We start from the raw sequence: 25,135 nt of genomic DNA on the forward strand, positions 1-25,135 counted from the left end.
TGGCTCAGGCGGAAAGCCAAAGATCGTGCCAGCTCGACGATCCCCAGCGCGGCGTGTTGGAATGGTTACGCGCCTTGGCCGTAATCACCGTGACGAAGATCTGTTCGATCGGCATCCACACCGGCAGTTCGGTGTTGGCTTCCTTGACGAAGGTCGCATAGAGCGCCTTGCGCTTGACCGGATCGATCTCGGTGGCCGCGTCGTCGATCACCTTGTCGATGGCGTCGTTCTTCCAGTCCCACTGGTTGGTCCAGGGCGCGCCCTTCGGCTGGCCGGAGCGATACCAGACCGTGGTCGAGACGGCGGGATCGTTGCGATACTGGTGCCAGCCGGTTGAGAGGTCGAAGGCGTGATCGTCATAGACCTGCTTCAGGAAGCCGCCGCCATCGTTGCGGACGATCTCGACGGGGATGCCGACTTCGCCGAGCGACTGCTGGATGAAGGTCGCCCACAGCGAGATGTCCTCGCCCCATGGCGCGGGCAGCAGGCGCAGCGAGAACCGGGTGCCGCCGCTGCCTGCCTTGAAGCCGGCCTCGTCGAGCAGCGCGGCTGCCTTCTTCTTGTCATAGGCATATTGCGGCGTATCCGGCCCCGGATAGAAGTCGGTGGAGACCGAGGGGATCGGGCCGGTGCCGAGCTTGGCGAAATCGCCAAGGAAGTTCTCGATGAAGAACGGCACATTGATCGCATGCGCAATGGCGCGGCGGACGCGGATATCGGCCAGCTCCTTGCGGCGGAAGTTGAACTCGATGGTGTTGGTGCGCGCGTTGCCTTCATTGCCCTTGGTGGAGACGATGAAGCGCTTGTCCTTGCTCAGGCGTGCCGTGTCGGAAATCGTGAGACCCGTGAACGGGCTGTACTGGATGTCGCCGGCTTCCATCTGGGCGGCGGCCGCGGCGCGGTCGGTGACGACCTTCCAGACGATGCGATCGAGATAGGGGGCGTTCGGGCGCCAGTAGTTCTCGTTGCGCTCGGCGATGATGTATTGGCCGCGCTCATATTTGACGAATTTGAACGGGCCGGTGCCGACCGGGGCGAGGTTGGTCGGGTTCTGGCGGATGTCGCTGCTGCCCTCATAGAGGTGCTTGGCGGAGATATAGCCGAGGTCCGGCAGTGCGCGCAGGAGCAGGCCGAGCGGCATAGGGCGCTCATATTTGAAGATCGCGGTCTGCGCGTCCGGCGTTTCCACCGCGGTGAGGAACAGCTGCAGGGTCGATCCATAATTGAGGATCTTCTTCCACATGTTCATGGCGGTGAATTGGACGTCGGCGGAGGTGAATGGCTTGCCGTCGTGCCAGGTCACGCCCTTGCGCAACTTGAAGGTGATGGTCTTGCCGTCCGGCGTGGATTCCCAGCTCTCCGCGAGCACGCCGACCGGCTGGCCATTGGCGTCGAGATCGACCAACGCTTCCTGGATCTTTCCGCCGATGATGTAGACGCCGGTGGAGGCCTGAATGCTGGGGTTGAGCTGACGCTGTTCTGCACCGTAATGGACATTGAACACGCCGCCCTTGCGGGGCGTTTCCTGCGCGAAGGCGCGCAGCGGGTTCGCGACATTGGCGGCAATGGCGGCGGAGGTCAGCAGCGCCGTGCGGCGGGTCATTTCCAGGCGGGTCATGGTGTCGAAGTCTCCTGCGTCGTGCCTGCGCAGATGGAACCAGCGCATAGCCCGCGCAACCTAGGGCATAACCGGCGGCCAAGTCATTCCCTAATGCTGCGGCGGCTCAGAGAATTCTTGCAAGACATAGCAATGGCGCAAGCATAAAATGCCGCGCCATTGCTTCGATCTGAAAGCTTTGCTCAAAAGTTATGCCGGCCCGCACACAGGGCGGGCAACTGCACGTTTCAGCGCATCTTGACGCTCGGTTCGCGGCTCCAGAGCCGCAGCTTGGCCAGCTTGTCCATGAAGCCCGCCACGTCGTCGGCGCTGCCAAGCGCAACGACGCCTTCATCGAGGTCGTCCGCGATTCCCACCTTGGCGAACAACCGCTCGGCGGCCTCGGAATGTCCGATAAACTTGCAGTGGGCAAAGGCGTCGGTGACGAAGTCGCGGGCGGTTGATTCCTGCAAGAGGTCGTCGATTCCGGCTTCCGCCGGGAGCAAGGCCACTGCGTCATAGAGAACGGACGGGCCACCATCGATCATCTGGTCGGCGGCGACCAGGCTGCCATCGCTGGCTTCAACCCCGTTCACCTTTGGCGCAATGATCTCGTATGTTGCGCCGGCCTCCGTCACCGCGCCTTGCAGGGCGGCAAGCAGCTTGGCATCGACCCCGTCGGTGACGAGGATGCCGAGCTTGCGGCCCTCGAAACGCTGCGGGCCATTTGCGACAATGCTGAGCGCTGGCGACTCCGCCAGATCCTGCCGCGTGGGCATCGCCGCGTCAGCAGGCTTCGGCATCGTCGGGAGACCCAGCATGGTGCCGACCCTGTTGGCCAGTCCTTCATCGATGTTCAGGAGATGCGCGACCATGCGCTCGCGGATCACCGGCGTCTTCACTTTGCTTAATTCGAAAGTCAGCGCTGCGGCAATATGGTGTTGCTCGCCCCTGGTCTGGCTGATGAAGAACTGCCGTGCCTGGCTGTAGTGATCCGCAAAGCTCTCCGCGCGCAGCCGACGCTTCGCGCCTTGCTCTATGTCAGCAAATGTCTTGAAGCCTTTGGCGGTTGACTCGCGCGGGCCTACACCGAACGAATTTGGCTGATAGTTGACGCGACCGACCGGGTTGCGCATGGCCATGTGCCCGTCCTGCTGGAAATGTCCGAACGGACATTTCGGAGCATTGATCGGGATATGGGTGAAGTTCGGACTGCCGAGCCGCTTCAGCTGTGTATCCAGATAGGAGAAGTTGCGGCCTTGCAGCAGCGGGTCATTGGTGAAGTCGATGCCGGGCGGAACATTCTGCGTCATGAACGCGACCTGCTCGGTCTCAGCAAAGAAATTGTCCGGCATGCGGTCCAGCACCAGACGGCCGATAGCGATAGGGGGCACGAGTTCTTCGGGGATGATCTTGGTGGGGTCGAGCACGTCGAAATCGAATTTGTCAGCAAACTCGTTGTTGAACAGCTGCACCCGCAGCTCCCATTCGGGATAGTCACCGGACTGGATAGCGCTCCACAAGTCGCGGCGATGAAAATCCGGATCGGCGCCGTTGATCTTGACGGCCTCGTTCCACAGCACCGATTGCAGACCGAGCTTCGGCTTCCAGTGGAATTTGACGAAGGTCGATTCGTCCTTGGCGTTTACGAAGCGGAACGTATGGACGCCGAACCCCTCCATGAAGCGGAAAGAGCGGGGAATCGTTCGGTCCGACATCTGCCACATGACCATGTGCATGCTTTCGGGCGTCAGCGAAATGAAATCCCAGAAGTTGTCATGCGCCGACTGCGCCTGAGGGAAGGCGCTGTCGGGCTCTTCCTTCACGGCATGAACCAGATCGGGAAACTTGATTGCATCCTGGATGAAGAACACCGGGATGTTGTTGCCGACCAGGTCCCAGTTGCCCTCTTGGGTATAGATTTTGACGGCAAAACCGCGCACGTCGCGTGCGAGGTCGAACGAGCCCTTGCTGCCCGCGACCGTCGAGAAACGAACGAAGGCAGGCGTTCGCTCGCCTGCGCGCTGAAACAGATCTGCGCGGGTATGCTTGGCAAGTGAACCGTAATTTTCGAAGAAGCCATGCGCGGCATAACCGCGTGCATGGACCACGCGTTCGGGAATCCGTTCGTGATCGAAATGGAAGATCTTTTCACGAAAGTGAAAATCCTCGAGCAATGTCGGTCCGCGCGATCCGGCCTTGAGCGAGTTTTGATCGTCGAAAACCGGGCCGCCCTGGGCCGTTGTCAGCAACGCGTCATCTGGTCCGGCGATCTGATGGAGTTCGCCGCCTTCACCGCGAACAAGTGTCTGATCGTGAATCGTCACATTGGTGGTGTCGCTCTTGGGCGTCGATGATTTGGCCATGGGATGTCTCGCAGAAGTTACCGGGAGAAGGGCCCGCGATTGCGTTCGCGGGCCTCAGGGAGTTCGGCGTTGGGCAGGCGCTACTTGCCGAGGTTCTGCGCCATTTCGAGGTGATGCTTCAGCGCCGGCAGCGTCTTTCCGGCCCAGTCCTTCAATTCGGCATTGTCGCCGCTTTTGGCGTAGCGCTCGAACAGATCAACCGCGTCCTTGTGGGCGTCGACCTGGATCGAATTGAAGTTCTTGCTGAAGTCAGCTCCGCTTTGTTCCTTCAACTTGTCGAGCTTACTTTGATGCGCGCTGTCGAGCGCTGCCGGAAGTTCGGCCTTGACCTTGTCGCTGCTGACCATCGCCTTCAGCTCGGTGCTGGTCTTGGTGTGATCTTTCACCATCATGGCTGCAAAGGATTTCTCGGCGGCATTTCCCTTGCTTTCCGCCAGCGTGTTGGACTGGATCTCGAACATGTCGCTGATCGCGACCTGCTTGACGAAATCAGGGGTGCTCGGGCTGACACCGAGAACGGAATTGACGCCCGTCTTTTCGCCGACGGACTGTGCGTAAACGGCTGGGGCGAGGGCGGAGGACACGAGCAACAGGCTCGCGGCAATAAGGGTGCGGCGTTTCATGATTTTTCCACTGTTTGGACGAGGGCATCAGGTGTCAGCACAACCGGATCAATCGTGTTGTGTTCCGGACCAAATGAGTCATGGGGGCGAAGGCCCGGATCAGGCCTGTCTGGGCCGCCCGGTCCCAACCGTGCCGGAAGGGCCTCGTGTTGGCTCGATCATTGCTTTCGGTTCTGGTACAAACCGCACGCAACTCGAACCCGGATAATTTTATGCGTAAGCTTACCGTCGCCGCTGCCCAACTGGGCCCAATTCAGAAAGCCGAAAGCCGCGAGGCCGTGGTCAAGCGCATGCTGGCGCTGCTGGACGAAGCCAAGGGGAAGGGCGCCGACCTCGTCGTCTACCCGGAACTGGCGCTGACGACATTTTTCCCGCGCTGGTACATGACCGACCAGACCGAAGTGGATACCTGGTTCGAATCCGAAATGCCCAACGCCGCGACCCAGCCGCTGTTCGACGCCGCCGCCAAGGCCGGTATCGCGCTGTCCATCGGCTACGCCGAACTGACGCCCGACGGTCATCACTTCAACACCCAGATCCTCACCGACAAGACCGGCAAGATCGTCGGAAAATATCGCAAGGTGCATCTGCCCGGCCATGTCGAATTCGATACCGAGCGTGCCTTCCAGCATCTGGAAAAGCGCTATTTCGAACCGGGCGATCTCGGCTTTCCCGTCTTCCGCGCTTTGGACGGCATCTTCGGCATGATGGTGTGCAACGACCGCCGCTGGCCGGAATCCTATCGCGTGATGGGCCTGCAGGGCGTCGAGATGATCGTGCTCGGCTACAACACGCCGTCGGTGAATTCGCAGAAGTCGGTCGAGGGGCCGGAGCAGCGCCTGTTCCACAACCGCCTGTCGGTGCAGGCCGGCGCCTATCAGAACTCGACCTTCGTCGTCGCCGTCGCCAAGGCCGGCGATGAAGACGGTCATCCCCTGATCGGCGGTTCGCTGATCGTCGATCCCAATGGCGTCATTCTCGCCGAAGCCAAGACCGAAGGCGATGAGCTGCTGGTTTGCACCGTCGATCTCGACGACACGAAATTCGGCAAGGACACCATCTTCGACTTCAAGCGTCACCGCCGCATCGAGCACTATGGCCGGATCACCAGCCAGACGGGCGTGGTTCTGCCGCCGGAGTAAGGCGACGCTCTTAAATCGACGAGAAGCGCTGACCTAACCTCTCCCCGCTTTGCGCGGGGAGAGGTCGCCGCGTCTTCGCGGCGGGTGAGGGGCGGTTCACCGCAGTCGCGTTAATGTCGGATTCTCGTGTCGCTCACTGAGCAGTGCATTGCTGCCGAGTTTCGGCCGAGGTTCGTGCCTCGCCCCTCACCCCACCCCTCTCCCCGCGCAAGAGCGGGGAGAGGGAGCTCACTGCCGGAGCTCAAACTTACTGAAACATCACCGTGCCGATGGCCATGCTCACCGCAGCCTGGGTCGGATCGATCACCGGAATGCCGAGCGCATCCTCGAGCGCGCTGCGATGACGCGACATGCCGGCGCAGCCCATCACCACGGCATTGGCGCCGTCTTCGTCCTTCAACTGGCGGCCGACCTTGATCATACGCGCCAGCGTGTCATCGCCGGAGGCCGCTTCCGCCACACTCATGTTGAGCGGACGTTCGCCGGCGAAGCGATCCATCAGGCACATCTGGCGGAGATAACGCATGTGCCGGCCGATCGAGCCCTGCGCCACTGCGATGACGCCGAAGCGGTCGCCGCGTGACAGCGCGGTCAGCACACCGGATTCGGCGATGCCGAATACAGGGCGCTGCGTCGCCTCGCGGCAGACATGCAGGCCGGGATCGGAATAGCAGGCGATGACGAAGGCATCGGCCGAATTGTCCGCTGCCACCAGCCGGCTCAGAGGTATCGTGACGCTTTCGAGATCGGCCTGCGTCTGCACGCCCAATGGTCCTTCCGCCAGCGTGACGCATTCGATCTCGGGCCCGGCCTCGAACATCACCGGTTGCAACGCCTCCGCGAGGTTGCGCGTCACCTGCGGATTGCTGTTCGGATTGACCACCAGAATCTTCTTGCGGGGCTGCATATTCGGCTCCTTGTCAGGACAGCAGTATTACCGGAAAGTGCGCATCCTCAAAGCCTCTAAAATGTTCGCATATCTGATCTCATCCCTGGAGTTCTGCCCTTGTCCGATCCCGTCTACGACCTCGTAATCCGCGGTGGCACCGTCGCCACATCGAGCGATGTGTTTGCCGCCGATGTCGGTATTACCGGTGAGACCATCGTGGCGCTGGGCAGCGGGCTTGCAGCCGGCAAAAAAGAGATCGATGCAACAGGCAAGCTGGTGCTGCCGGGCGGCGTCGATGCCCATGCCCATATCGAACAGCTCTCAGCCGCGGGCATCATGAATGCCGATACTTTCGAGAGCGCGACACGCTCGGCGGCGTTCGGCGGCACCACCAGCGTGATTTCCTTCGCCGCCCAGCATGTCGGCATGGATGTGCAGGAGGTCGTCACCGACTATACGGCGCTGGCGAAGAAGGGCGCGATGATCGACTACGCCTTCCACATCATCGTCTCCGACGTCACCGACAAGGTCATTGCCGAGGATATTCCGGCGCTGGTCAAGGAAGGCCATTCCTCGATCAAGATTTTCATGACCTATGACCGGCTGAAGGTCGACGACGAGAAGTTGCTGGATATCCTCGGCGCAGCGCGCGAAGCCAAAGCGCTGGTCTGTGTTCACGCCGAGAACCACGGCGTCATCGCCTGGATGGTGAAGCGCCTGATCGACAAGGGCTATACCGCGCCGAAATATCACGCTGTCAGCCATGCGCGCGTGTCGGAATCCGAAGCCTTCACGCGGCTGATTGCGTTCAGCGAATTGCTCGATCAGCCGGTGATGATCTTCCACGTCTCGACGCGCGAAGGCGCCGCCGTGATCCGCGAGGCGCGCGGCCGCGGCGTCAAGATTTTCGCCGAGACCTGCCCGCAATATCTGTTCCTGACCGCCGAGGACATGGACAAGCCCGGCGCCGAAGGCGCGAAGTGGATGTGCAGCCCGCCGGCGCGCACCACGGACGATCAGGAGGCGCTGTGGCACGCGCTGGCGCTCGGCGATCTGCAACTGATCTCGTCGGATCACGCGCCCTATCGCTATGACGAGACCGGCAAGCTCCGCGCCGGCCCGAATCCGACCTTCAAGCAGGTCGCCAACGGTCTGCCGGGCCTCGAAGTACGCCTGCCGCTGCTGTTCGACGCGATGGTGTCGAAGGGGCGCCTCGGCCTGTCGAAATTCGTCGAGCTCACATCGACTGCGCCGGCGCAGATCTACAACCTGCCGAAGAAGGGCTCCATCGCCATCGGCAACGATGCCGACATCGCGATCTGGGATCCCGCCCGCAAGGTCACGCTCTCGGACGAGATGATGCACGATCTCGCCGGCTTCTCGCCGTTCTCCAGCCGCGCCGTCACCGGCTGGCCCGAGAAGGTCCTGCTGCGCGGCCGCGTGCTGGTCGATGGCAATACGTTCACCAGCAAGCCGGGCGAGGGACGCCTGATGCTGCGCGAGGGCGGCAAGGCCGCGACACCGTCAGGCAGGCTTGCCGCCGAGATGGACCCGGCGAAGAACTTCGGCGCGAAGTTGCTGTGATGCCAAACACGCTCGATCCCAATCTGCCGGCTTTTGTGGATATCCAGACGCCTGCGCTGGTGCTGGATGCGTCTGCTCTTCAGCGCAACATCACGGCCATGGCCGACTTCGCCAAAGCGCATGGCGTTGCGCTTCGCCCGCATGCCAAGACCCACAAGTCCACACGCATCGCACAGTTGCAGATCGAGGCCGGAGCGGTGGGCATTTCCTGCGCGACGGTCGCCGAGATCGAGGCCTTTGCGCAGGCTGGCATCACAGGGCTGTTGCTGACCACGCCGGTGGCCGACCGACCGAAGCTCGCGCGTCTGGCCGCTGTCGCCGACCAATCCGATATCAGCATCGTCGTCGATCACGCCGACCAGATTCACGTGCTGCATGAATTGCTCGATGCCGGCAGCCGTCCTCTGCAGGTGCTGATCGATATCGATGTCGGCCAGCGCCGCACCGGTGTCGTTGACACAGCATCGACACTCGCGCTCGCGCAACTGATCGAAGCCACGCCGGGCATGACATTCGGTGGCATCCAGGGTTTTGCGGGTCATGTGCAGCACATGATCGACTCCGGGGAGCGCAGGGCAGGCGCTGGGCGCGTGCGCGCCATGCTCGACGAGCATCTGCATGTGCTGACGGAGGCCGGCATCAAGGCCGAGATCGTCACTGGCAGCGGCACGGGCGCCTGCGTCTATGATGCAACGGGCACCTTTACGGAGCTGCAGGTCGGTTCCTATGTCTTCATGGATTCCGACTACGGCAAGTTGGAGCACGAGGGTGGTGCGCTGCCTTACGATCCAGGTCTGTTTATTCTCGCGACGGTCACGTCGGTCAATCGCGCCGGCGAATTCACCGTCGATGCCGGCGTCAAGGCGATGGCCTTCAATGGCCCGGTGCCGTCGCTGATGTTGGGTGTGCCGGAAGGGTCGACCTATCGCTTCGGCGGCGACGAGCACGGCATGATCACCATGCCGGCGGGTGTGGAGGCGCCGAAGCTCGGCAGTCGCGTATTGCTGCTGACCACGCATTGCGATCCCACGGTGAATTTGCACGCGGCGTATCAGGTGGTCGGGCATAACAATGGCGTCGAGACCTGGCCGGTGCTGGCGCGGTACGGGGCGTAGCGCCCCACACTCGTCATTCCGGGACGCGAACGTAGTTCGCGAACCCGGAATCCCGGAGTGTTTGGCTCCCCGGCGTTTCAACTATCTCGGGATTCCGGGCTCGCGTCCGACAAGAGTCGGCCGCGCCCCGGAATGACAGAGTGTGGCTAAGACAAGTACTGCGTTAATGCGTCCCACCCAAAAACGCATCCGAGACCGTCGGATCATTGATCAGCGCCTGCGCCGTGCCTGACGTCACCACGCGTCCAGTCTCCAACAGATAAGCCCGGTCGACGATCTTCAGCGTCTGCCGCGCCTTCTGCTCCACCAGCAGCACCGTCAGGCCTTCGTCGCGAAACTGCGCGATCATCTTGAACAGCGTATCCGTCATCAGCGGCGCCAGGCCGAGCGAGGGTTCGTCCAGCAGCAGCAGCTTCGGCTTCGACAGCAGCGCGCGGCCGATCGCCAGCATCTGCTGTTCGCCGCCGGACAACAGACTTGCGAGACCGTCACGGCGCTTGCCGAGGATCGGGAAGCGCTCCAGCATCCGGCCGACATCGGCCATCGCTTCGGATTTGTCCGGGCGGGTGTAGATACCCATCAGCAGATTTTCATAGACCGTCATGCGCGCGAGAATGCCGCGGCCTTCCGGCACCAGCGCGATGCCACGGCGGAGATTCTTTTCGGCCGCATTCGGCACGAGCTTCTCGCCCTGATAGGTGATGTCGCCCTGGAACGGCAGCAGCCCTGCAATGGACCGCGCGATGGTGCTCTTGCCGGCGCCATTGGCGCCGAGCAGCGCGACGATCTCGCCCTGCTTGATGTCGAGATCGACGCCGCGCACGGCGGTGATGGCGCCGTAGCGGACCTGCAAGCCCCGGATCGTGAGCATCAGTCGTCCTTTCCGAGATAGGCGTCGAGGACGACCGGGTTGGCGCGCACTTCTTCGGGCTTGCCTTCGGCGATCAGCACGCCGAAATCGAGGACATAGAGATAGTCGCAGAGCCGCATCACGAAATTCATGTCGTGTTCGATCAGGAGAATGGTGAGGCCGGTGTCGCGCAAGCGGATCATCAGCGCGCGGATTTCCTCGGCCTCGTCGTGGTTCATGCCGGCGACGGGTTCATCCAGTAGCAGCAGCTTCGGCCTGGCGGTGACGGCGCGCGCCATCTCCACCTTGCGCTGGATGCCGTAGGGCAGCGACTTGGCCGGGCGGTCGCGCAGTTCGGTGAGGCCGAAGAACGCCATCACTTCCTCGGCGCGTTCCTGCGCCGCCGGATTGGCCCAGGAGATCGGCAGCAGACGCCGCCATGCGCTTTCGCTATGCGGCTGCGCCACCAGCAGATGTTCCCACACTGTCATGCTGCCGAACAGGCGGATGTTCTGGAAGGTGCGGGCGATGCCCTCGCGCACGATGCGATAGGACGGCCACTGCGTGACGTCGACGCCCTTGAGTTTGACTTCGCCGGCATCGGCGCGATAGGCGCCGGTGATGGTGTTGAACAAGGTCGTCTTGCCGGCGCCGTTCGGGCCGATCACGCCGACGATCTTGCCTTCCGGCACTTCGCAGACCATGCCGGACAGCGCGTGGATGCCGCCGAACGTCTTGGTGACACCGGTGAGTTGAAGCAGGGGCGTGCTCATGCCGCGGCCCTCCGGAAGGTCAGTGTGCGGATCAGCGAACGATCGAGAATGCCTTGACGCCGTACCAGCAGCACGAGGATCAGCAGCGTGCCGAAGGCGGCGAGGCGCCAGTCGGCGATCGGGCGCAGGAATTCGGGGAGGAACACCAAAAGGAGAGAGCCGACCAGCGAGCCCGGTCCGACGGTGGAGCCGCCGAGGATCACGGCCAGCACGAATTCGATCGAGCGATCGAAGCCAAAATTGGCCGGTTCGATATAGACGTTGTGATGCGCGAACAATCCGCCGGAGATGGCGGCCACCGCGGCGCCGACACCGAAGGCGCCGATCTTGGTCACGGTGGTGTTGAGGCCGATCAGGCCCGCGGCGGTCTCGTCGTCATGCACCGCCTGCATTTCCAGCCAGACGCGCGAGCGCTCCAGCAGCATCACGGCGATCAGGATGCCGCCGGCCCACAGCCAGACATAGCCGACCGAGATGTGCTGCATGCCGCGATAACCGCCGGAGCCGCCCATGGCGTCGAAATTGAGGAAGAAGCTGCGCACCATTTCGCCGAAGCCGACGGTGGCCATGGCGAGATAGATGCCTTTGAGGCGCAGCGCGGGGAAGGCAACGATGGCGCCTATGATGCCGGCGGCGATCGCCGAGATCACCAGGGCGAGCGTCAGCGGCACGTTCAGCGCGACGGTGAGGTAGGACGACAGGTAAGCGCCGATTCCCATGAAGGCGCCGTTGCCGAGCGAGAGCTGGCCGGTGGCGAGGATGATATAGACGCTGAGTGCGCCGAGCAGGAGGATGCCGGACTCGGCGAGCAGGCTTGCGTAATAGGTCGACATCAGACGCGCTGCCCCTGATCGGATCGCGCGCCGCCGAGCAGGCCCTGCGGACGCAGCAACAGAATCAAAATCATGAAGCCGTAGACGACGAAGTCGCGCACCTGCGAGCCGCCGTAAGCAACCGTCAGCACTTCGGCGATGCCGATCAAGGGACCCGCGACCAGCGCGCCCCAGATCTGGCGGGTGCCGCCGATCACCATCACGGCGATGGCCTTGAGGCCGATCTCGACGCCGAGATAGGGCGTGATGGTGCCGTAATGCAGCGCGATCAATACGCCGGCGACGCCGGCGAGCGAGCCCGACAGGATGAAGGCCAGCATGGTCAGGCGGTCAGCGGAGACGCCCAGGATTCGTGCGACCTCGCGGTTCTCGGCCACGGCGCGCAGCGCGCGGCCCATCGGGGTCTTCTGCACGATATAGGCAACCAGCGCGACCAGCACGACGGTGGCGACGAGAACGATCAGCTGCATCTCGCCGATATTGACCGGGCCGAGCGCATATTGCTTGCCGAAATACTCGTCGGGGAGCTGGGCAGGATCCGAGCCCCAGATATTGGTGGCGACATTCTGCAGGATGATCGAGAAACCCAGCGTCGACAGCATCGGCGTCACCAGCGGCGCATCGCGCAGCGGCTGGTAGCCGATCTTCTCGATGGCAATGGCGATCACGGCTGCGCCGAGCATGCCGCCGAGCACGGCGACCGGAAGCGGGAAGCCTGCGGTGATCAGCGTGAAGCCGAGATAGCCGCCGATCATGAACAGTTCGGCAATCGCGAGATTGAGAATGCCAAGAATGCCCATCACGAGCGAGAACGACAGCGCCAGCAGCGTATAGACCGCTCCGAGCGTCAGGCCGTTGACGAGTTGCTGTATCAGCATGGGAATCGCAATCGTTAAATCAGGTGGTCGTCATCATGACTGCGGCCGGGAGGACTTCCCGGCCGCAGCGGCGTGGATCATGTGAGAGATCAGCAGGCCGGGTGGCCGGGCGCGGAGCTGCAGCCCTTGACCTTGGTGTCCCAGGCGCCGTTCTGGCCCTGCAGCACGTAGAAGGCCTTGATCGCGTCGCCGTCGTCGTTGAAGCCGATCGGGCCGCCGAGACCGGCGAAGCCTTCGAGCTTGGCAAGGTGATCGCGGATCTTGGTGCGGTCGGCTTCGAGATCGGCCGGCTTGCCGGTGACGCCAGTCTTCTTGATCGCGTCGATATACATCGAGACGATCTCGTAGATGTTGGCGTCATACATCGAGGGCTCGATGTCCTTCGGCAGGCCCGATTCCTTGCGCAGCAGCGGCGTCAGGGTGGCCGTGAATTTCTCCGGTGCCGGGCCTGTCATGGTGGCGTAGAAGGTCGCAGGCGCGATCACCGGGATTTCCGGCGCAGCCTTGAGAATCGCCGACGAGATCAGCTGGGTGGCGCCGACCACCGGCTTGATCAGACCCTGGCGCTTCATTTCGCGCAGCACGGTGATGGCCTGGCTGTAATCGGCGCTGACAACGACGCCGTCGGGGTTGAGGGCCTTCAGTTTGGTGACCTGTGCGGAGACGTCGAGGTCGCCGGTGTTGAACGACAGCAGATCGTTCTCGTTGGCGACGATGATGTCATTGGCCTTCAGCACGGCCGGCATGATCACCTTGCCGACGGTGGACGCCGTGGCGTCCTTGGCGTCGAAGATCACGGCGACGGTCTTGATGTTGAAGGCCTTCTTGTAGAACGGCACGGTGGTCTTGGCGAGCACGCCTTCGTCGATGGTGTTACGGAACGCCCACGGACGGTTGAGCTTCGCCACGCCCGGCTTCGAGGAGGCCTGCGAGGTGGAGACCACCTTCATTTCATTGGCGACCGGGAAGGTCACTTCGGCAGCGCTTGAGGTCAGCGGGCCGGCCACGGCGAGAACCTTTTCGTCGCCGGCCAGTTTGCGCAGCGAGCTTGCGGCCTGCGCCGGCTTGGCGGCGTCGTCGAGAATGGTGATCTTCAGCTTCGCGCCATTGATGCCGCCGGCATCGTTGGTCTGCTGTTCCAGCATCTTCAGCGTCACGGTGTTGCTGCGGCCCCACTCGGCGAACGGACCGGAGCTCGGCACCACCGCGCCGATGGCGATTTCCTGCGCCCATGCCTGACCGCCAACCATGGCGGAAAGCGTGACGGCGGCAACTGTGCCCAATACGCGCGGCAAATTCGATTTGATCCGTGACATCGACGATCGTCCTCTTCTGCTGATGCTTTTGCTGCAGTGATCCGCAGCATAATCCAGATAAAGATTTCTATGCACGCCATGTGCCATCGCCGGCTGTGACAGCGGAATGACAGCGTTGGTTGGATCGTCCAATAAATTTCAGGCTTTGACAATCGTCATTCTGAGTATCTTTATAAAATAGTTCTCTTAAGAAGCTAATTTATGCGGCAGTGCGGCCCGGAAATGCAGCAATTCGAAGCTGGCGGGAATGCGCGCAATTGCCTGTTTCACGGGTGTTTGGTGTTGCGGGCGCGTCGCGGCTGATTCCCGTGTCGCCCCTGGGCGGGCAGGGGCAGCGCGCACGGGCGCCGTTTTGTCGCAGCAATGGCGGCGCGGGCAGTGGCTACCCCCGGGGCCTTGGCCGTGTGCAACCGCCGGTTCTGACGCGGGTCAGATTGCAGGCCAGATTCAGCCCTTGCGCGGCTTGCCGCGCTTGGCGACGGCGATCGATTGGGCCTCGGGGGAGAGCTGCTTCACATTGGTGTCGGCCAGATAACGCTGCAACGCAATGGCGCGGTCGCTGGAATCGACGAGCCGCTGCACCATGTCCAGCAACTGGTGGAATTCCCGGGTGCCGAGGCAGCCGAACTGCACGTCGTTGACCTGCGCCTGAGTCGGCGCCAGTCGCTCCAGCAATTCGGCGCCATGCGGCGTCACCACGAGGCTGATGCGGCGGCGGTCGCCGGTGTGCGAGGTCTTGGTGATCAGCCCTTTGGTTTCGAGCTTGTTGGTCACCGTGGTGACGAAGGCGCCGCTCAGATGCAGGTGATCGGCGACGGCGCGCACATGGACGTCGCCTTGCGCCGACAGATGCCGGATCGAAATCAAGGTCGTGTATTCGATGCCGGCGAGGCCGATGACGGCGGCGTGACCTTCGCGCAAGGTCTGATGGCGGACCAGAAAGCCGAACAGGCTGTGGACGAGGCGGCGGAACTGGGCATCCGAACCGTCCACCAGCAGCTCCGGACGGGAGACCGTCAATGCGGCGCGGGACGCCGGCCGGCCTGTGGCAGGCTTCTTGCTGATCTCCTTGCCAACTGATTTGCCGATCGAAGTGGAGCGCGCTGCGGATTTGGCCACGTGATGATCCCATGTATCAAAACTTGCCCGAGCTTGGCGGCTTCGCGCGGTAATTGCAATCACGACGAACGATGCAAGTGTGCGAATGCCACAGGTCCGCTTGACAACGGGTTCAAAATAGCTTCGGATGATAGCTATTAATAGTGATGACCGGCGCGCGGCCGGCAGCAGGTGACGGAGAAAAGTGATGAACAAGGCATTTGGATCCGGGGCGGCAGTTGCCGGCGTCAAGACTGGCGCCGAGCATGTCGCCGCTGTGCGCGACGGCCGTGCGGTCTATCTCGACGGCAAGAAGGTCGACGACGTCTCGACCCATCCGGCCTATCGCCATGCGGTCGCCTCGGCCGGCGCGCTGTATGACTATCAGGCCGACCCCGCCAATATCGAACGCATGACCTTCGATGTCGGTGGTGGCCGCCGGGTCAATCGCGCCTGGCAACTGCCGACCAGCTACGCGGAACTGGTCGAGCGCCGCAAGGCGCTGGTGGAATGGGCCGAACTGTCCGGCGGCTTCCTTGGCCGCTCGCCCGATCACGTGGCCTCGTCCATGTCCGGCATGATGATGGGCATCGAGGTGTTCGACAATTACGACCCGAAACGCGCACAAGCGTTCCGCGACTGGTACGACTACGCCCGCAAGAGCGACCTGTTCCTGACCTATGTGATCAACAATGTGCAGGGCGATCGCTCCAAGGCGTTCGGCGATCAGGGCAAGAATGCGCAGGACATGGTGGCGCGCATTGTCGACGAGGATGCGTCGGGCATCACCATCCGCGGTGCAAAACTGTTCGCCACGTCAGCCATCATGGCCAACGAGATCTTTGTCGGCTCCGGCCAGCCGCTGCGGCCGGGCGAGGAGCATCTGGCGTTCTCCTGCGCGCTGCCGATGGGGACCAAGGGCCTCAAGATGCTGTCGCGGAAATCGTTCGAGGCCCATGCGCCGAACGAATACGACAATCCGCTGGCCTATCGCTATGACGAGAACGACGCACTGGTGTTCTTCGACGACGTGAAAGTGCCGTGGGAGCGCGTGTTCCTGCTTGGTAACACCGATATGTGCCGCGCCCAGCTCCATGACACACCGGCCCATGTCTATCAGAACTATCAGGCGCAGATCCGCCTGTCGGTGAAACTGCGTTTCCTGGTCGGCCTCGCGCGCGGCATCGCCAAGACTATCGGCACGATCAATTTCCCGCCTGTCATGGAGACGCTCGGCAAGCTCGCATCGCAGGCGGCGCTGATCGAGGGCATGGTGCTCGGCATGGAAGCCGGCGGCGCGATGCGCGGCGACTATTTCCTCCCCAACAAGCATCTGCTCTATGCGGCGCAGGTGCAGTCGCAGGAGATGTATCCGCAGATCATCAGCGCCATCCGCGAACTTGCCGGTGGTGCGCTCTTGATGCTGCCGTCCTCGGTGGATGATTTCAGCAATCCGGAAATCGCGGACATTATCGGACTGACCCAGATCTCGCCGGCGATGTCGGGCCAGGACCGCGTCAAGCTGTTGAAGCTGACCTGGGACGCCGTCGGCTCCGAATTCGCCTCGCGCCATCTGCAATATGAAATGTTCTATGCCGGCGCCCAGTTCGTCACCCGCGGCCATAGCTATCGCACCTATGACTGGGAGCGGGCGGGCGGCATGGCCGAGAAGATGACGGCGAAGTATGATTTGCCGGAGTTCAAGGACAGCAACTAAAGCGCAGTCGCTTCCTTAACCTCTCCCCGTCCTTTACGGGGAGAGGTCGCCGCGTCTTCGCGGCGGGTGAGGGGCCATTCTCGGTGTTCAATACAAGCGCAGTATGTGCAGTTCGGAGAACGTGCCGATCTGCGAGGGATTAATTGCGGCGAGTCTTGTGCCCTGCCCCTCACCCCACCCCTCTCCCCGTGCAGAACGGGGAGAGGGAGCTTGCAGCGCTTGTCGCGACTCCAGCGTAAATCCGATCAATGCGCCGCAGCGCCTGAAAAATCCCGCGGCAATCTCGTCTCTGCCACGCGCACATTCCGCATTCCCGCCGGCGTGTTCCGGCTGCGGCCGACGAAGCGCGGCACGCCGTCGGTGATCACGGCGCTGACTGCCGGCACATCGCCATTCACAAGCGCCGATAGTGCATCGTCCTGCGAGCCGCCGGCGCAAGCGTCGATCAGCACCACGTCGGCATCCCTACCGGTCTTCAGGAAACCGTTGTTGAGCCGATAGACCGTTGCATTATTCCCCGTCGCCGCCGCAATCGCCTGTTCGGGCGGCATGCCGCCCAGGCTGGCGAGATGGCTGATGGTGTAGAACATACCGAGCGGCATGATCCCGCTGCCGGTCGGTGTGTCGGTCGCGATCAGCAGTCGCTCTGGCTGCCCGGCTTCGTCGAGCAGCTTCGCCGTCAGCAGCGCGGTGCGCAGATTGCCGGCGGTGCAGAGCTGCAGCGCGATGTCGCTTTCATTCACCAGCCGTGCAAAGCCGGCTTCCGGCATCGCCACCGGTCCGCCATTGACGTGAAACGACACGCTCGGATTCGACTTCAGTACATGTTCGGCCCAGATGCCCGATGAGCCGGGGATCGATGAGCCGCCGGTATGCATGGTGGTGACCATGCCGAGCTTGCGCGCGGCGAGCATCAAGGGCGCATAGTCGAACGGTGTCTCGAATGCGCCGAAGCCGGCCTTGGCAAGCCACAAGCCGGCCTTCACCAGTTCTTCCAGATCGGCCTCTGTCAGTCCCGGCTCGAGGATGATCGAGCCGGCATGGACGCGCATGCCGCCGGGGCGATAGTCGAGGAAACAGGCGCGGGCGGCCAGCGCGAGTGCCTTGACGCCGGCGGGATCCTTGGGGCGGCCGGGGACGTGCACCTCGGATGCCGTGATGGACGTTGTCGTGCCGCCATGCACGTAGCTTTCGAGATAGCCGACCACGCGCTGCCTCGGCGTATAATCGCCGAAGGTGATGTGGACGTGGCTGTCGATCAGACCGGGAATCGCCGTGGTGCCGGCGGCGTCGATCACCACATCGGCCGATGACACCTGGTCCGAGGACAGCGTGCCGATCGCGCTGATGCGCCCGTCCTGCATCAGCATGCCGTCGCCGTCGGCGAACGGCGCCTTGAGATCACCGGTGACGATGGTGCCGATATTGACGATGGCCGTTTTCATACCCGTCTCCGCAATCTCAAGGCCGTCCAAGGCCGCACAAAGCCGCAGCCTAGCGCAAGCCGTCCTTGCCGCCGATATCCCTCGCATTCAACCCGCCGACCCGCGCATTGAGCCGCCCACGATTGGCGAGACAGACGATCAGCGCAACTTCATCAGCCGCCGGCGCATCGGGTGGCAGCGTCACCGAGACGCCGTCATAATGCGAGCGGACATAGAGCGCGTCCTTGTGCGCCAGGGGAACGTCGATCAGGCAGCCGGGAGCGGCGAGCTTGGTGAAAGAGGGGATCCACGCTTCGGCGCCGCCCACGGCCTCGCGCAGCGGCGTCGCGAAAGTCGTGGTCAGCATCGCATTGGCATGTTCGAGTTCGCCGCCGAGGCCAACGACGCCGCCCTTGCCGTAGCTCTCCACCTTGTACGATCCCATCGCCTCGACCGCGAGCTTGGCCAGCACGGCGCCGACCTCGACACTGGCGGCAATTGCCTCGGAGAGGTCTTCGACATAGCGTCCGGCATAGGGATTGGCGACGATGGCCACGGCGGCGACGCGGCGCAGCGGCTGGTCGTGCCGGTGGCCGGCCTCGACCTCCTTGTGGTCGGTGAAGCAGAGCAGGCGCCTGATATCCAGTTTCATGATGTTCTCCCGTCAGATTTGGCGCCGATCCTGACCCAGTAAATGCATTTGATCAATAGCTTCGTTAAGAAGGTATGCAGAATCGCTTGACGAAGCAGGGGGCGCCAGCCAATCCTGTAGCGGATCGTTCACTGGGAAGCGGTATGTCTCGTTCCAAGGTTGCGCCGCTCTCCAAGACGCCGGCACTGCGTAAATCCGAAAAGGCCGCGGCCAAGCCCGCAGTGAAGACGGGAGCCAAAACCGCGCTCAAGGCCAAACTTCCGGCCCCGGCGCTGACCACGTCGCGCAAGGCGCTGCTGGTCGATGGCTCCGATCATGCATTCCGGCAACTCGTGCACACATTGCTGGCGTTCCTCGCGCGTCACGAGACCGTGCGTGAGGGGCATGCCGCCGCGATCGGCCTGGCGGGGATCGAATACACTGTGCTGATCTCGGTCAAATATCTGGCCGCTGAAGGCGATGTCAGCGTGCGCGAACTCGCAGCGCATCTGCATCTCAGCGGCGCTTTCGTCACCACGGTGTCCAACAAGCTGCAGCAGATGGGATTGCTCGACAAGCTCGTCGATCCCGCCGATCGCAGGCGCCTGCGTCTCATGGTGACGCAGGCCGGCGATGCGCTGCTGGCAAGCCTCAATCCGACGCAGCGTCAGGTCAACGACGTGCAATTCGATTGTCTCAACGCGGACGAATTTCATCAATTGCTGGGGAGCGTCGAGCGACTCGTCGAATCCAGCGAGCGCGCCATTGCGCTGCAACGCTATCTGCAGCCGCGTGGTCTGGATACTCCGGCGCCATCTCAGGGCGGCGACAAACCGGCACGCCGCAAAAAGATATAAAATCTGCGGTCTTTGGTACGAATCGACCCGAATGCTGCGGCACCGGTATGGATTGCCGATATCGGGCGATTGAATCGGGTGCGACGACATGAGACATAATGTCACTCAGTCGCTGCGAGGAAGACATGTCCCAGCTTGATGCATCCCCAACGCCGCAACCGGCGCCGTCACAACCTGTTGCGCCGACACCGGCACAACCGGCTGCGCAACCGCCCGCACAGGCTGCGGCGCTGACGCCAGCACAGCAGGCGTGGCGTCGTCTTGCGATTCCGCTGCTGGCCGTTGCTGCCGCGGTTGTCTTCATCGTTCTGGCCACCACCCGCTGGGACATCTGGATGGGCAACCGCGCGGTGCAAACCACCAATGATGCCTATATCCGCGCGCAGACAACGCGGCTGTCGAGCCGCGTGGCCGGTGCCGTGAAAGCCGTGCCGGTGAACGACTTCCAGCACGTCAAAGCCGGCGATCTGCTGATCCAGATCGATCCCGCGGATTACGAGGCGCAGGTAGCGCAAGCCGAAGCCGGCGTCGCCGGTGCGCAGGCGGCGCTGGACAATCTCGCCAACCAGGTCGAGCTGCAATACGCCACCATCGCGCAGGCCGAGGCGCAGCGCGTGTCGGCGCAGGCGATGGAAGTGCAGGCGCAACAGGAGCGGGAACGTCAGGCTTCGCTGACGCAGACCGAAGCCGGCACGCGGCAGCGCTTCGAACAGGCAACCGCCGCCTATGCCAAGGCACAGGCTGATGTAAAGGCGAGTGGCGCGGTGATCGCTGCGCAAAAACATCAGCTCGAAGTTCTCGCTGGCACGCGCAAACAGCGCGCCGCCGATCTGCTCGGCGCCAAGGCGACGCTCGATGCCGCCAGACTACGCCTCGGTTATACGAAGATCGTGGCGCCCTTCGATGGCGTGGTCAGCGAGCGTCAGGTGCAGCCGGGCGATTATGTCAATATCGGCTCCAGCCTGATCAGCATCGTGCCGCTGCCCGACGTCTATGTGATCGCCAATTTCAAGGAAACGCAGCTTACCCGCGTGAAGCCCGGCCAGCCCGTCGACATCGTCGTCGATACGTTCTCGGCGGAGACCCTGCGTGGCCGTGTCGAGCGCGTCTCGCCGGCGTCGGGATCGCAATTCGCCTTGCTGCCGCCGGATAACGCCACCGGCAATTTCACCAAGGTCGTGCAGCGCGTGCCGGTCCGCATCACGCTCGACAAGGGACAGCCGCTGCTCGACCGGTTGCTGCCGGGCATGTCGGTGACCGCCAGCATCAACACCGACGCGCCGGCGGCCGGCAATGGCGGAAAGTAAGGTCATCGAAAGCGGCCCGGTCTCGACCGGGGGCGTTTCGCACCATCCGATCTTTGCGGTCGGGGCAGTGCTGCTCGGCGCGTTCCTTGCCAATTTCGATACGCGAATCTTCTCCATCGGCCTCGCCGATCTGCGCGGGGCGCTGGGGTTGAGTTTCGATGAAGGCGCGTGGCTCTCCACCGCCGGCACCGCGTCGCAGATCTTCATCGCGCCGGCGGTGGCCTGGATGGCCACCGTGTTCGGGCTGCGCCGCGTGCTCGGCATTCCTGCCCTGGTCTATGCGGCGATCTCGCTGGTGATCCCGCTGGTGCGCGACTACAATCTGCTGCTGGTGCTGAACATCGTGCACGGCATGCTGCTTGGCACCTTCGTGCCGGCAACGCTGCTGATCATCTTTCGCAATCTGCCGATGAAGTGGTGGCTACCGGCCATTGCGATCTATTCCATTCGCGTCGGCTTCTCGCTCAATTCCGGCACTGCACTGGTCGGCTTCTATGTCAGCCACATCGGCTGGCAATGGATGTTCTGGCAGGATGTCATCATCGCGCCGCTGCTCGCGCTGTTCGTCTGGCTCGGCACACCGCGCGAGCCGATCAACCGCTTCGTGCTGTGCGAGGCGGATTGGGGCGGCATGCTCTTGCTCGGCACCGGCATGGCCATGATCTATGCCGGGCTCGATCAGGGCAACCGGCTGGACTGGCTGGGTTCGGGTACGGTGGTGGCGCTGCTTGGCGGCGGCACGGTCCTGACCGTCGGCTTCTTCATCAATGAGTCGGTGGTCAAACGGCCATGGGCGCATGCCGAGGTGCTGCTGTCGCGCAATATCGGTCTCGCGCTGCTGACGATCATTCTCTACACCATGACCAGCCTGTCCAATTCATCGTTGGCGCCGAATTTTCTCACCAACATCGCGCTGTTGCGGCCGGAGCAGTCCGGCATGTTGTTTCTGCTCTATGCCGTCGTGCCGATGATCGTGCTGGTGCCGCTGTCGATCTGGCTCATTCGCTACTACGACGTGAAGCTGACGCTGATCATTGGCCTTGCGGCATTCGCCGCCGCCGCCCTCCTGGGCACGCAGCTCACCCATGAATGGGCGCTTGGCGATTTCATCCCGATGGTGATGTTGCAGTCGCTTGGGCAGAGCTTCACGCTGCTTCCCATCGTGATCATCGCACTGTCGAATTCCGATCCGTCGCGCGCCACCGCCTTTGCGGCCTATATCCAGGTCTTCCGCCTCGGCGGTGCCGAGATCGGTATTGCGTTGATGGGCACCTGGCTGCGCGTGCGCGAGCAGATCCATTCGAATCTGCTCGGCCAGCATGTCGCCAGCGGCGATGCCGATGTCGTCGGCATTCTTGCCAAACTCACCGGCCGCTTCGCCAGCCATGGCGAGGGCCTTGCCCAAGCCCGCGGCATCGGCACGCTCGCAAGCCTCGTGCAGCGCGAGGCCAATACGCTGGCCTATATCGACGGCTTCTGGCTCACCTTCTGGTTCGCGATGGCAGCGCTGATCGTCGTGTCGTTGATCGGCAACGCGCCGAAGGGACCGTTCACGCCGAAGTCGCGGGGGTGAGAGGACGAGGCGACCTCACTCGTCATTCCGGGGCGTGCGTCGCCGGCGAAGCCGGCAGAGCACGAACCCGGAATCTCGGACTGTTTTGCGCTGAACATGCTGGGATTCCGGGTTCGCGTGCGCAAAGGTGCGCCCGCGCCCCGGAATGACAGTGTGGGGCGGCAAGACAGCACCCAAACATTTTTTCCTATCTCTCATTGACAGCATCCCTATCAGGCTTATATTCCCCTCCGTCCTGCCCCACCGAGAGGGGCGATCGCGATCGTCACGTTCGCGGGGTGGGATGCGGTGGACGCCGGAGATGCGGCGTCACGCGGTTCATGGGGGAACGTTTGTCTTCGGGCAGGACGGATCTGCGCCAGCACTGCCACTGGCAAGGAGACGGCCGACCTTCGGATGGAAAGAGCCCTGGACAGCGTGACGGACGACCAAATCGAAACGCGTTCGGCCCAGTCGCTTGAGGCTACCCTGTCCCTCCGCCCTGGGACATTAATTTTGGTGATGGGACCGTTCGCCATGGCAGATGTGCAAGCAACCGAAAAAACACCGCATGCGGAACGCCGGGCACTTGCTCGGCGCCTCCGAAAGTCCTGATGCACACTAACCTGCGGAAGACCGCATTCGCATCAGGCCCAAGGGTGCAACGGGCACCCGGCGTTCCGCACGCCCTCTCACAGGGGGCGGGAATGCAAGCAACGACGGCGCCCCCGCGCCGCAAACAATGGGGGCGATGACGCATGTCTGACGAGCAGTGGCTGTTTGACATTCGAAGAAGCTGGGACGCGCAGGCGTTCGTGGAATCCCCCCGCCTGGCGAAGCTTCGCTTCGCGCGGGGGGAGGGATAAGAGAAGCGCCGCTAATCCTGCAGCTCGTTCACCTTGCTCACCCAGATCCGCACGTCAGTGAGCACCTGCGGCAGCACGTCCTTGACCTCCTGCACGGTCATGCCGGCCTTGATGCGGGGATCGTAGAGGATGTTGAGGATGTACTGGTCGTAGACGTCGAAGAAGCCCATCTGGACGTTGTCGTTGAACATCGTCCACGGCACCGTACTGGTATCGTTGATCGGGCCCAGCGACTGCAGCAATTCCTCATAGGCGCAGTCGAGAAAGACGAAGTCGCCATTGTCGACGGTGAGGATCACGTCGGAGCGTTCGATCTCGAAGGCCTCGTTCTTGCGGAAGCCGGACAGGCATTGCGGGTCGAGGGAGTCGCGGATCTCGTTGGCCCGGTCGGTGCCGTAGAAGGTCGAGATGGTGCGATAGAGATCGCGGTCGCGCACCAGCTTCACCAGCACATTGGCGTCGTCGCGGTTGTCCGCCATGGCGATGTTGAGATGCTGCACCCGGCGCGCGATGTCGGTCACAACCTTGGCGATTTGAGCCTTGCGGTCGGCACGGCCCTCGGCGAAGACCCGCACCGGAAGCTCATATTTGCGGATGCGGTCGACGCGGCCGGCGAGGTGATATTCGGCGCCAAAGGCGGTCTTGAAAAAACCGTCGATGATCTCGCTGTCGGTAAAGGTTTTCTTCTCGGTGCGCTGGCGCGCCGTAACGGCGGGCGGCTCGCTCGCACCGGCATAAGACGGCTGCGGCACGAAGGCGGTCAAAGACGCTAGCGCCAGCAGCGCGGCAATCGTCCGGACGATGAATCGATCTGGTGTCGGGGCGGGCATTATTACTCAAGTTCTCGCAATGCGCGTATTTGCGCAAGCGTTCAGTGCCGCCCCCGCGGACTATTCGAAGGCTTCCCGCAGGAAGCCTTCGTTCTCAGCTCAAGCTCAGTTCTTGACGATCACCGTCGCGCCGACCGAGACGCGGTTATAGAGATCGGTGACATCGTCATTGGTCATGCGGAAGCAGCCCGAGGACACGGCCTGCCCGATGGTCTCCGGCTCGTTGGAGCCGTGGATGCGGTACAGCGTCGAGCCGAGATACATGGCGCGGGCGCCGAGCGGGTTGTCGATGCCGCCGGGCATGTGGCGGGGCAGGTCGGGCCGGCGGGCGAGCATCTGGGCCGGCGGGGTCCAGCTCGGCCATTCCTTCTTGGCGGTGACGCGGTGGACGCCGCCCCAGCGGAAGCCATCGCGGCCGACGCCGATGCCATAGCGCAGCGCCTGGCCGCCCGGCTGCACCAGATAGAGCCGGCGCTCGGCGGTGTTCACGACGATGGTCCCAGGGGCGTAATTGCTGTGGAAGCCGACGGTCTGGCGCTGGATCGGGCCGGAGCTGTTGCCGCCGCCATTGCCGAAATTGGAGAAGAAGTTGGAGAGCGACGGGCCGTCGTCGACCTCGAAGTCCTGTGCCGGCGGCTGGTTGCGAACGCGTGCATCGGCAGGAAACGCAATTGTGGTGAACGCGGCTGCGGCAAAAAAGAGAGCAAAAAGGCGCTTCATCATGGTCCTCGCCAGAAAAAATTGAGGCCCAAGACAGGCCATAAATCGCCCCGATCCGCAACCCACGGCCGTGTGAGGACAGCCCGGATGGAGCGATAATAACCGGCGTTCAGCCCGTCCCGCGGCCCTCACAACGAAGCCTTGCGTTCCGACCCTTTGACGGGCCC

21 protein-coding genes are annotated in these 25,135 nt (G+C 62.9%); 7 read left to right on the forward strand and 14 right to left on the reverse strand.

Translation table 11 applies throughout. From position 1 onward, the window contains the following. Window positions 1–4: 4 nt before the first annotated feature. From AB7783_RS01355 to AB7783_RS01365, 3 genes are all read right to left on the reverse strand, one after another. On the reverse strand, window positions 5–1,618 hold the full coding sequence (locus AB7783_RS01355) for an ABC transporter substrate-binding protein (protein ID WP_441276585.1): 1,614 nt from the start codon (window positions 1,616–1,618) through the stop codon (window positions 5–7). A 227-nt stretch (window positions 1,619–1,845) separates the two neighbouring features. Beyond that, entirely contained in the window at window positions 1,846–3,963 is a 2,118-nt protein-coding gene (locus tag AB7783_RS01360; protein WP_441276586.1) for a catalase, read from the reverse strand. A gap of 80 nt (window positions 3,964–4,043) precedes the next feature. Further along, window positions 4,044–4,586: a DUF4142 domain-containing protein gene (locus AB7783_RS01365; RefSeq protein WP_441276587.1), complete on the reverse strand. Its 543-nt coding sequence runs from the start codon at window positions 4,584–4,586 to the stop codon at window positions 4,044–4,046. A gap of 212 nt (window positions 4,587–4,798) precedes the next feature. Between AB7783_RS01365 and AB7783_RS01370 the strand changes: the two genes are divergently transcribed. After that, complete coding sequence (locus tag AB7783_RS01370; RefSeq protein ID WP_441276588.1) at window positions 4,799–5,728, forward strand: N-carbamoyl-D-amino-acid hydrolase; 930 nt, start codon at window positions 4,799–4,801, stop codon at window positions 5,726–5,728. Window positions 5,729–5,975: 247 nt separating this feature from the next. Here AB7783_RS01370 and AB7783_RS01375 read toward each other — a convergent pair whose 3' ends face one another. Then, on the reverse strand, window positions 5,976–6,635 hold the full coding sequence (locus tag AB7783_RS01375) for an aspartate/glutamate racemase family protein (RefSeq protein WP_170849729.1): 660 nt from the start codon (window positions 6,633–6,635) through the stop codon (window positions 5,976–5,978). Between the two features lie 99 nt (window positions 6,636–6,734). On the opposite strand from AB7783_RS01375, the gene hydA reads away from it, so the two are divergent. Together hydA and AB7783_RS01385 are read left to right on the forward strand one after the other, a co-directional pair. After that, the gene (hydA, locus tag AB7783_RS01380; RefSeq protein WP_441276589.1) at window positions 6,735–8,201 is read left to right on the forward strand and encodes a dihydropyrimidinase; all 1,467 of its coding nucleotides are present in this window, start codon (window positions 6,735–6,737) and stop codon (window positions 8,199–8,201) included. Beyond that, window positions 8,201–9,316: a DSD1 family PLP-dependent enzyme gene (locus AB7783_RS01385; RefSeq protein WP_441276590.1), complete on the forward strand. Its 1,116-nt coding sequence runs from the start codon at window positions 8,201–8,203 to the stop codon at window positions 9,314–9,316. The genes hydA and AB7783_RS01385 overlap by 1 nt, the downstream gene beginning before the upstream one ends. Window positions 9,317–9,479: 163 nt before the next feature. Here the strand turns inward: AB7783_RS01385 and AB7783_RS01390 are convergent, their stop codons facing one another. From AB7783_RS01390 to AB7783_RS01415, 6 genes are all read right to left on the reverse strand, one after another. Further along, complete coding sequence (locus AB7783_RS01390) at window positions 9,480–10,187, reverse strand: ABC transporter ATP-binding protein (RefSeq protein ID WP_441276591.1); 708 nt, start codon at window positions 10,185–10,187, stop codon at window positions 9,480–9,482. Beyond that, the gene (locus AB7783_RS01395) at window positions 10,187–10,939 is read right to left on the reverse strand and encodes an ABC transporter ATP-binding protein (protein WP_320447283.1); all 753 of its coding nucleotides are present in this window, start codon (window positions 10,937–10,939) and stop codon (window positions 10,187–10,189) included. Before AB7783_RS01395 ends, AB7783_RS01390 begins: the two co-directional genes overlap by 1 nt. Then, window positions 10,936–11,772, reverse strand: coding sequence for a branched-chain amino acid ABC transporter permease (locus AB7783_RS01400; protein ID WP_441276592.1), 837 nt, complete (start codon window positions 11,770–11,772; stop codon window positions 10,936–10,938). The genes AB7783_RS01395 and AB7783_RS01400 overlap by 4 nt, the downstream gene beginning before the upstream one ends. After that, window positions 11,772–12,650, reverse strand: coding sequence for a branched-chain amino acid ABC transporter permease (locus tag AB7783_RS01405; RefSeq protein WP_068738539.1), 879 nt, complete (start codon window positions 12,648–12,650; stop codon window positions 11,772–11,774). Before AB7783_RS01405 ends, AB7783_RS01400 begins: the two co-directional genes overlap by 1 nt. 89 nt (window positions 12,651–12,739) lie before the next feature. After that, the gene (locus tag AB7783_RS01410; RefSeq protein ID WP_170849727.1) at window positions 12,740–13,966 is read right to left on the reverse strand and encodes an ABC transporter substrate-binding protein; all 1,227 of its coding nucleotides are present in this window, start codon (window positions 13,964–13,966) and stop codon (window positions 12,740–12,742) included. A gap of 447 nt (window positions 13,967–14,413) precedes the next feature. Beyond that, window positions 14,414–15,085, reverse strand: coding sequence for a MarR family winged helix-turn-helix transcriptional regulator (locus AB7783_RS01415; RefSeq protein ID WP_158596773.1), 672 nt, complete (start codon window positions 15,083–15,085; stop codon window positions 14,414–14,416). A 187-nt stretch (window positions 15,086–15,272) separates the two neighbouring features. On the opposite strand from AB7783_RS01415, the gene AB7783_RS01420 reads away from it, so the two are divergent. Further along, entirely contained in the window at window positions 15,273–16,781 is a 1,509-nt protein-coding gene (locus AB7783_RS01420; protein WP_441276593.1) for a 4-hydroxyphenylacetate 3-hydroxylase family protein, read from the forward strand. Between the two features lie 245 nt (window positions 16,782–17,026). On the opposite strand, the gene AB7783_RS01425 is transcribed toward AB7783_RS01420, so the two are convergent. Next, entirely contained in the window at window positions 17,027–18,226 is a 1,200-nt protein-coding gene (locus AB7783_RS01425; RefSeq protein ID WP_441276594.1) for an amidohydrolase family protein, read from the reverse strand. Between the two features lie 49 nt (window positions 18,227–18,275). After that, window positions 18,276–18,857 carry an amino acid synthesis family protein gene (locus AB7783_RS01430; RefSeq protein WP_068738529.1) on the reverse strand — a complete coding sequence of 194 codons (582 nt, stop codon included), beginning with the start codon at window positions 18,855–18,857 and terminating at the stop codon, window positions 18,276–18,278. Window positions 18,858–19,000: 143 nt separating this feature from the next. Between AB7783_RS01430 and AB7783_RS01435 the strand changes: the two genes are divergently transcribed. The 3 genes from AB7783_RS01435 to AB7783_RS01445 all read left to right on the forward strand — a co-directional run bounded on the left by AB7783_RS01435 (window position 19,001) and on the right by AB7783_RS01445 (window position 22,573). Further along, window positions 19,001–19,693, forward strand: coding sequence for a MarR family winged helix-turn-helix transcriptional regulator (locus tag AB7783_RS01435; protein ID WP_441276595.1), 693 nt, complete (start codon window positions 19,001–19,003; stop codon window positions 19,691–19,693). A gap of 125 nt (window positions 19,694–19,818) precedes the next feature. Then, window positions 19,819–21,000 carry an HlyD family secretion protein gene (locus tag AB7783_RS01440; RefSeq protein ID WP_441276596.1) on the forward strand — a complete coding sequence of 394 codons (1,182 nt, stop codon included), beginning with the start codon at window positions 19,819–19,821 and terminating at the stop codon, window positions 20,998–21,000. Next, a complete protein-coding gene (locus AB7783_RS01445; protein WP_441276597.1) occupies window positions 20,987–22,573 on the forward strand; it encodes an MFS transporter in 1,587 nt (528 codons plus the stop codon). The genes AB7783_RS01440 and AB7783_RS01445 overlap by 14 nt, the downstream gene beginning before the upstream one ends. A gap of 856 nt (window positions 22,574–23,429) precedes the next feature. On the opposite strand, the gene AB7783_RS01450 is transcribed toward AB7783_RS01445, so the two are convergent. After that, on the reverse strand, window positions 23,430–24,248 hold the full coding sequence (locus tag AB7783_RS01450) for a DUF2927 domain-containing protein (protein ID WP_089268029.1): 819 nt from the start codon (window positions 24,246–24,248) through the stop codon (window positions 23,430–23,432). 105 nt (window positions 24,249–24,353) lie between these two features. Further along, window positions 24,354–24,968, reverse strand: coding sequence for a L,D-transpeptidase (locus tag AB7783_RS01455; RefSeq protein WP_081422064.1), 615 nt, complete (start codon window positions 24,966–24,968; stop codon window positions 24,354–24,356). Between the last annotated feature and the right edge of the window lie 167 nt (window positions 24,969–25,135).

The organism is Tardiphaga sp. 172_B4_N1_3 (assembly GCF_052076035.1).
Lineage (GTDB): Bacteria > Pseudomonadota > Alphaproteobacteria > Rhizobiales > Xanthobacteraceae > Tardiphaga > Tardiphaga robiniae.

Bases quoted from the DNA above. Each gene is read 5' to 3' on its own strand.
- AB7783_RS01355 (WP_441276585.1), bottom strand. From the start codon at position 1,618: ATGACCCGCCTGGAAATGACCCGCCGCACGGCGCTGCTGACCTCCGCC.
- AB7783_RS01360 (WP_441276586.1), bottom strand. From the start codon at position 3,963: ATGGCCAAATCATCGACGCCCAAGAGCGACACCACCAATGTGACGATT.
- AB7783_RS01365 (WP_441276587.1), bottom strand. From the start codon at position 4,586: ATGAAACGCCGCACCCTTATTGCCGCGAGCCTGTTGCTCGTGTCCTCC.
- AB7783_RS01370 (WP_441276588.1), top strand. From the start codon at position 4,799: ATGCGTAAGCTTACCGTCGCCGCTGCCCAACTGGGCCCAATTCAGAAA.
- AB7783_RS01375 (WP_170849729.1), bottom strand. From the start codon at position 6,635: ATGCAGCCCCGCAAGAAGATTCTGGTGGTCAATCCGAACAGCAATCCG.
- AB7783_RS01385 (WP_441276590.1), top strand. From the start codon at position 8,201: ATGCCAAACACGCTCGATCCCAATCTGCCGGCTTTTGTGGATATCCAG.
- AB7783_RS01390 (WP_441276591.1), bottom strand. From the start codon at position 10,187: ATGCTCACGATCCGGGGCTTGCAGGTCCGCTACGGCGCCATCACCGCC.
- AB7783_RS01395 (WP_320447283.1), bottom strand. From the start codon at position 10,939: ATGAGCACGCCCCTGCTTCAACTCACCGGTGTCACCAAGACGTTCGGC.
- AB7783_RS01400 (WP_441276592.1), bottom strand. From the start codon at position 11,772: ATGTCGACCTATTACGCAAGCCTGCTCGCCGAGTCCGGCATCCTCCTG.
- AB7783_RS01405 (WP_068738539.1), bottom strand. From the start codon at position 12,650: ATGCTGATACAGCAACTCGTCAACGGCCTGACGCTCGGAGCGGTCTAT.
- AB7783_RS01410 (WP_170849727.1), bottom strand. From the start codon at position 13,966: ATGTCACGGATCAAATCGAATTTGCCGCGCGTATTGGGCACAGTTGCC.
- AB7783_RS01420 (WP_441276593.1), top strand. From the start codon at position 15,273: ATGAACAAGGCATTTGGATCCGGGGCGGCAGTTGCCGGCGTCAAGACT.
- AB7783_RS01425 (WP_441276594.1), bottom strand. From the start codon at position 18,226: ATGAAAACGGCCATCGTCAATATCGGCACCATCGTCACCGGTGATCTC.
- AB7783_RS01430 (WP_068738529.1), bottom strand. From the start codon at position 18,857: ATGAAACTGGATATCAGGCGCCTGCTCTGCTTCACCGACCACAAGGAG.
- AB7783_RS01435 (WP_441276595.1), top strand. From the start codon at position 19,001: ATGTCTCGTTCCAAGGTTGCGCCGCTCTCCAAGACGCCGGCACTGCGT.
- AB7783_RS01440 (WP_441276596.1), top strand. From the start codon at position 19,819: ATGTCCCAGCTTGATGCATCCCCAACGCCGCAACCGGCGCCGTCACAA.
- AB7783_RS01445 (WP_441276597.1), top strand. From the start codon at position 20,987: ATGGCGGAAAGTAAGGTCATCGAAAGCGGCCCGGTCTCGACCGGGGGC.
- AB7783_RS01450 (WP_089268029.1), bottom strand. From the start codon at position 24,248: ATGCCCGCCCCGACACCAGATCGATTCATCGTCCGGACGATTGCCGCG.
- AB7783_RS01455 (WP_081422064.1), bottom strand. From the start codon at position 24,968: ATGAAGCGCCTTTTTGCTCTCTTTTTTGCCGCAGCCGCGTTCACCACA.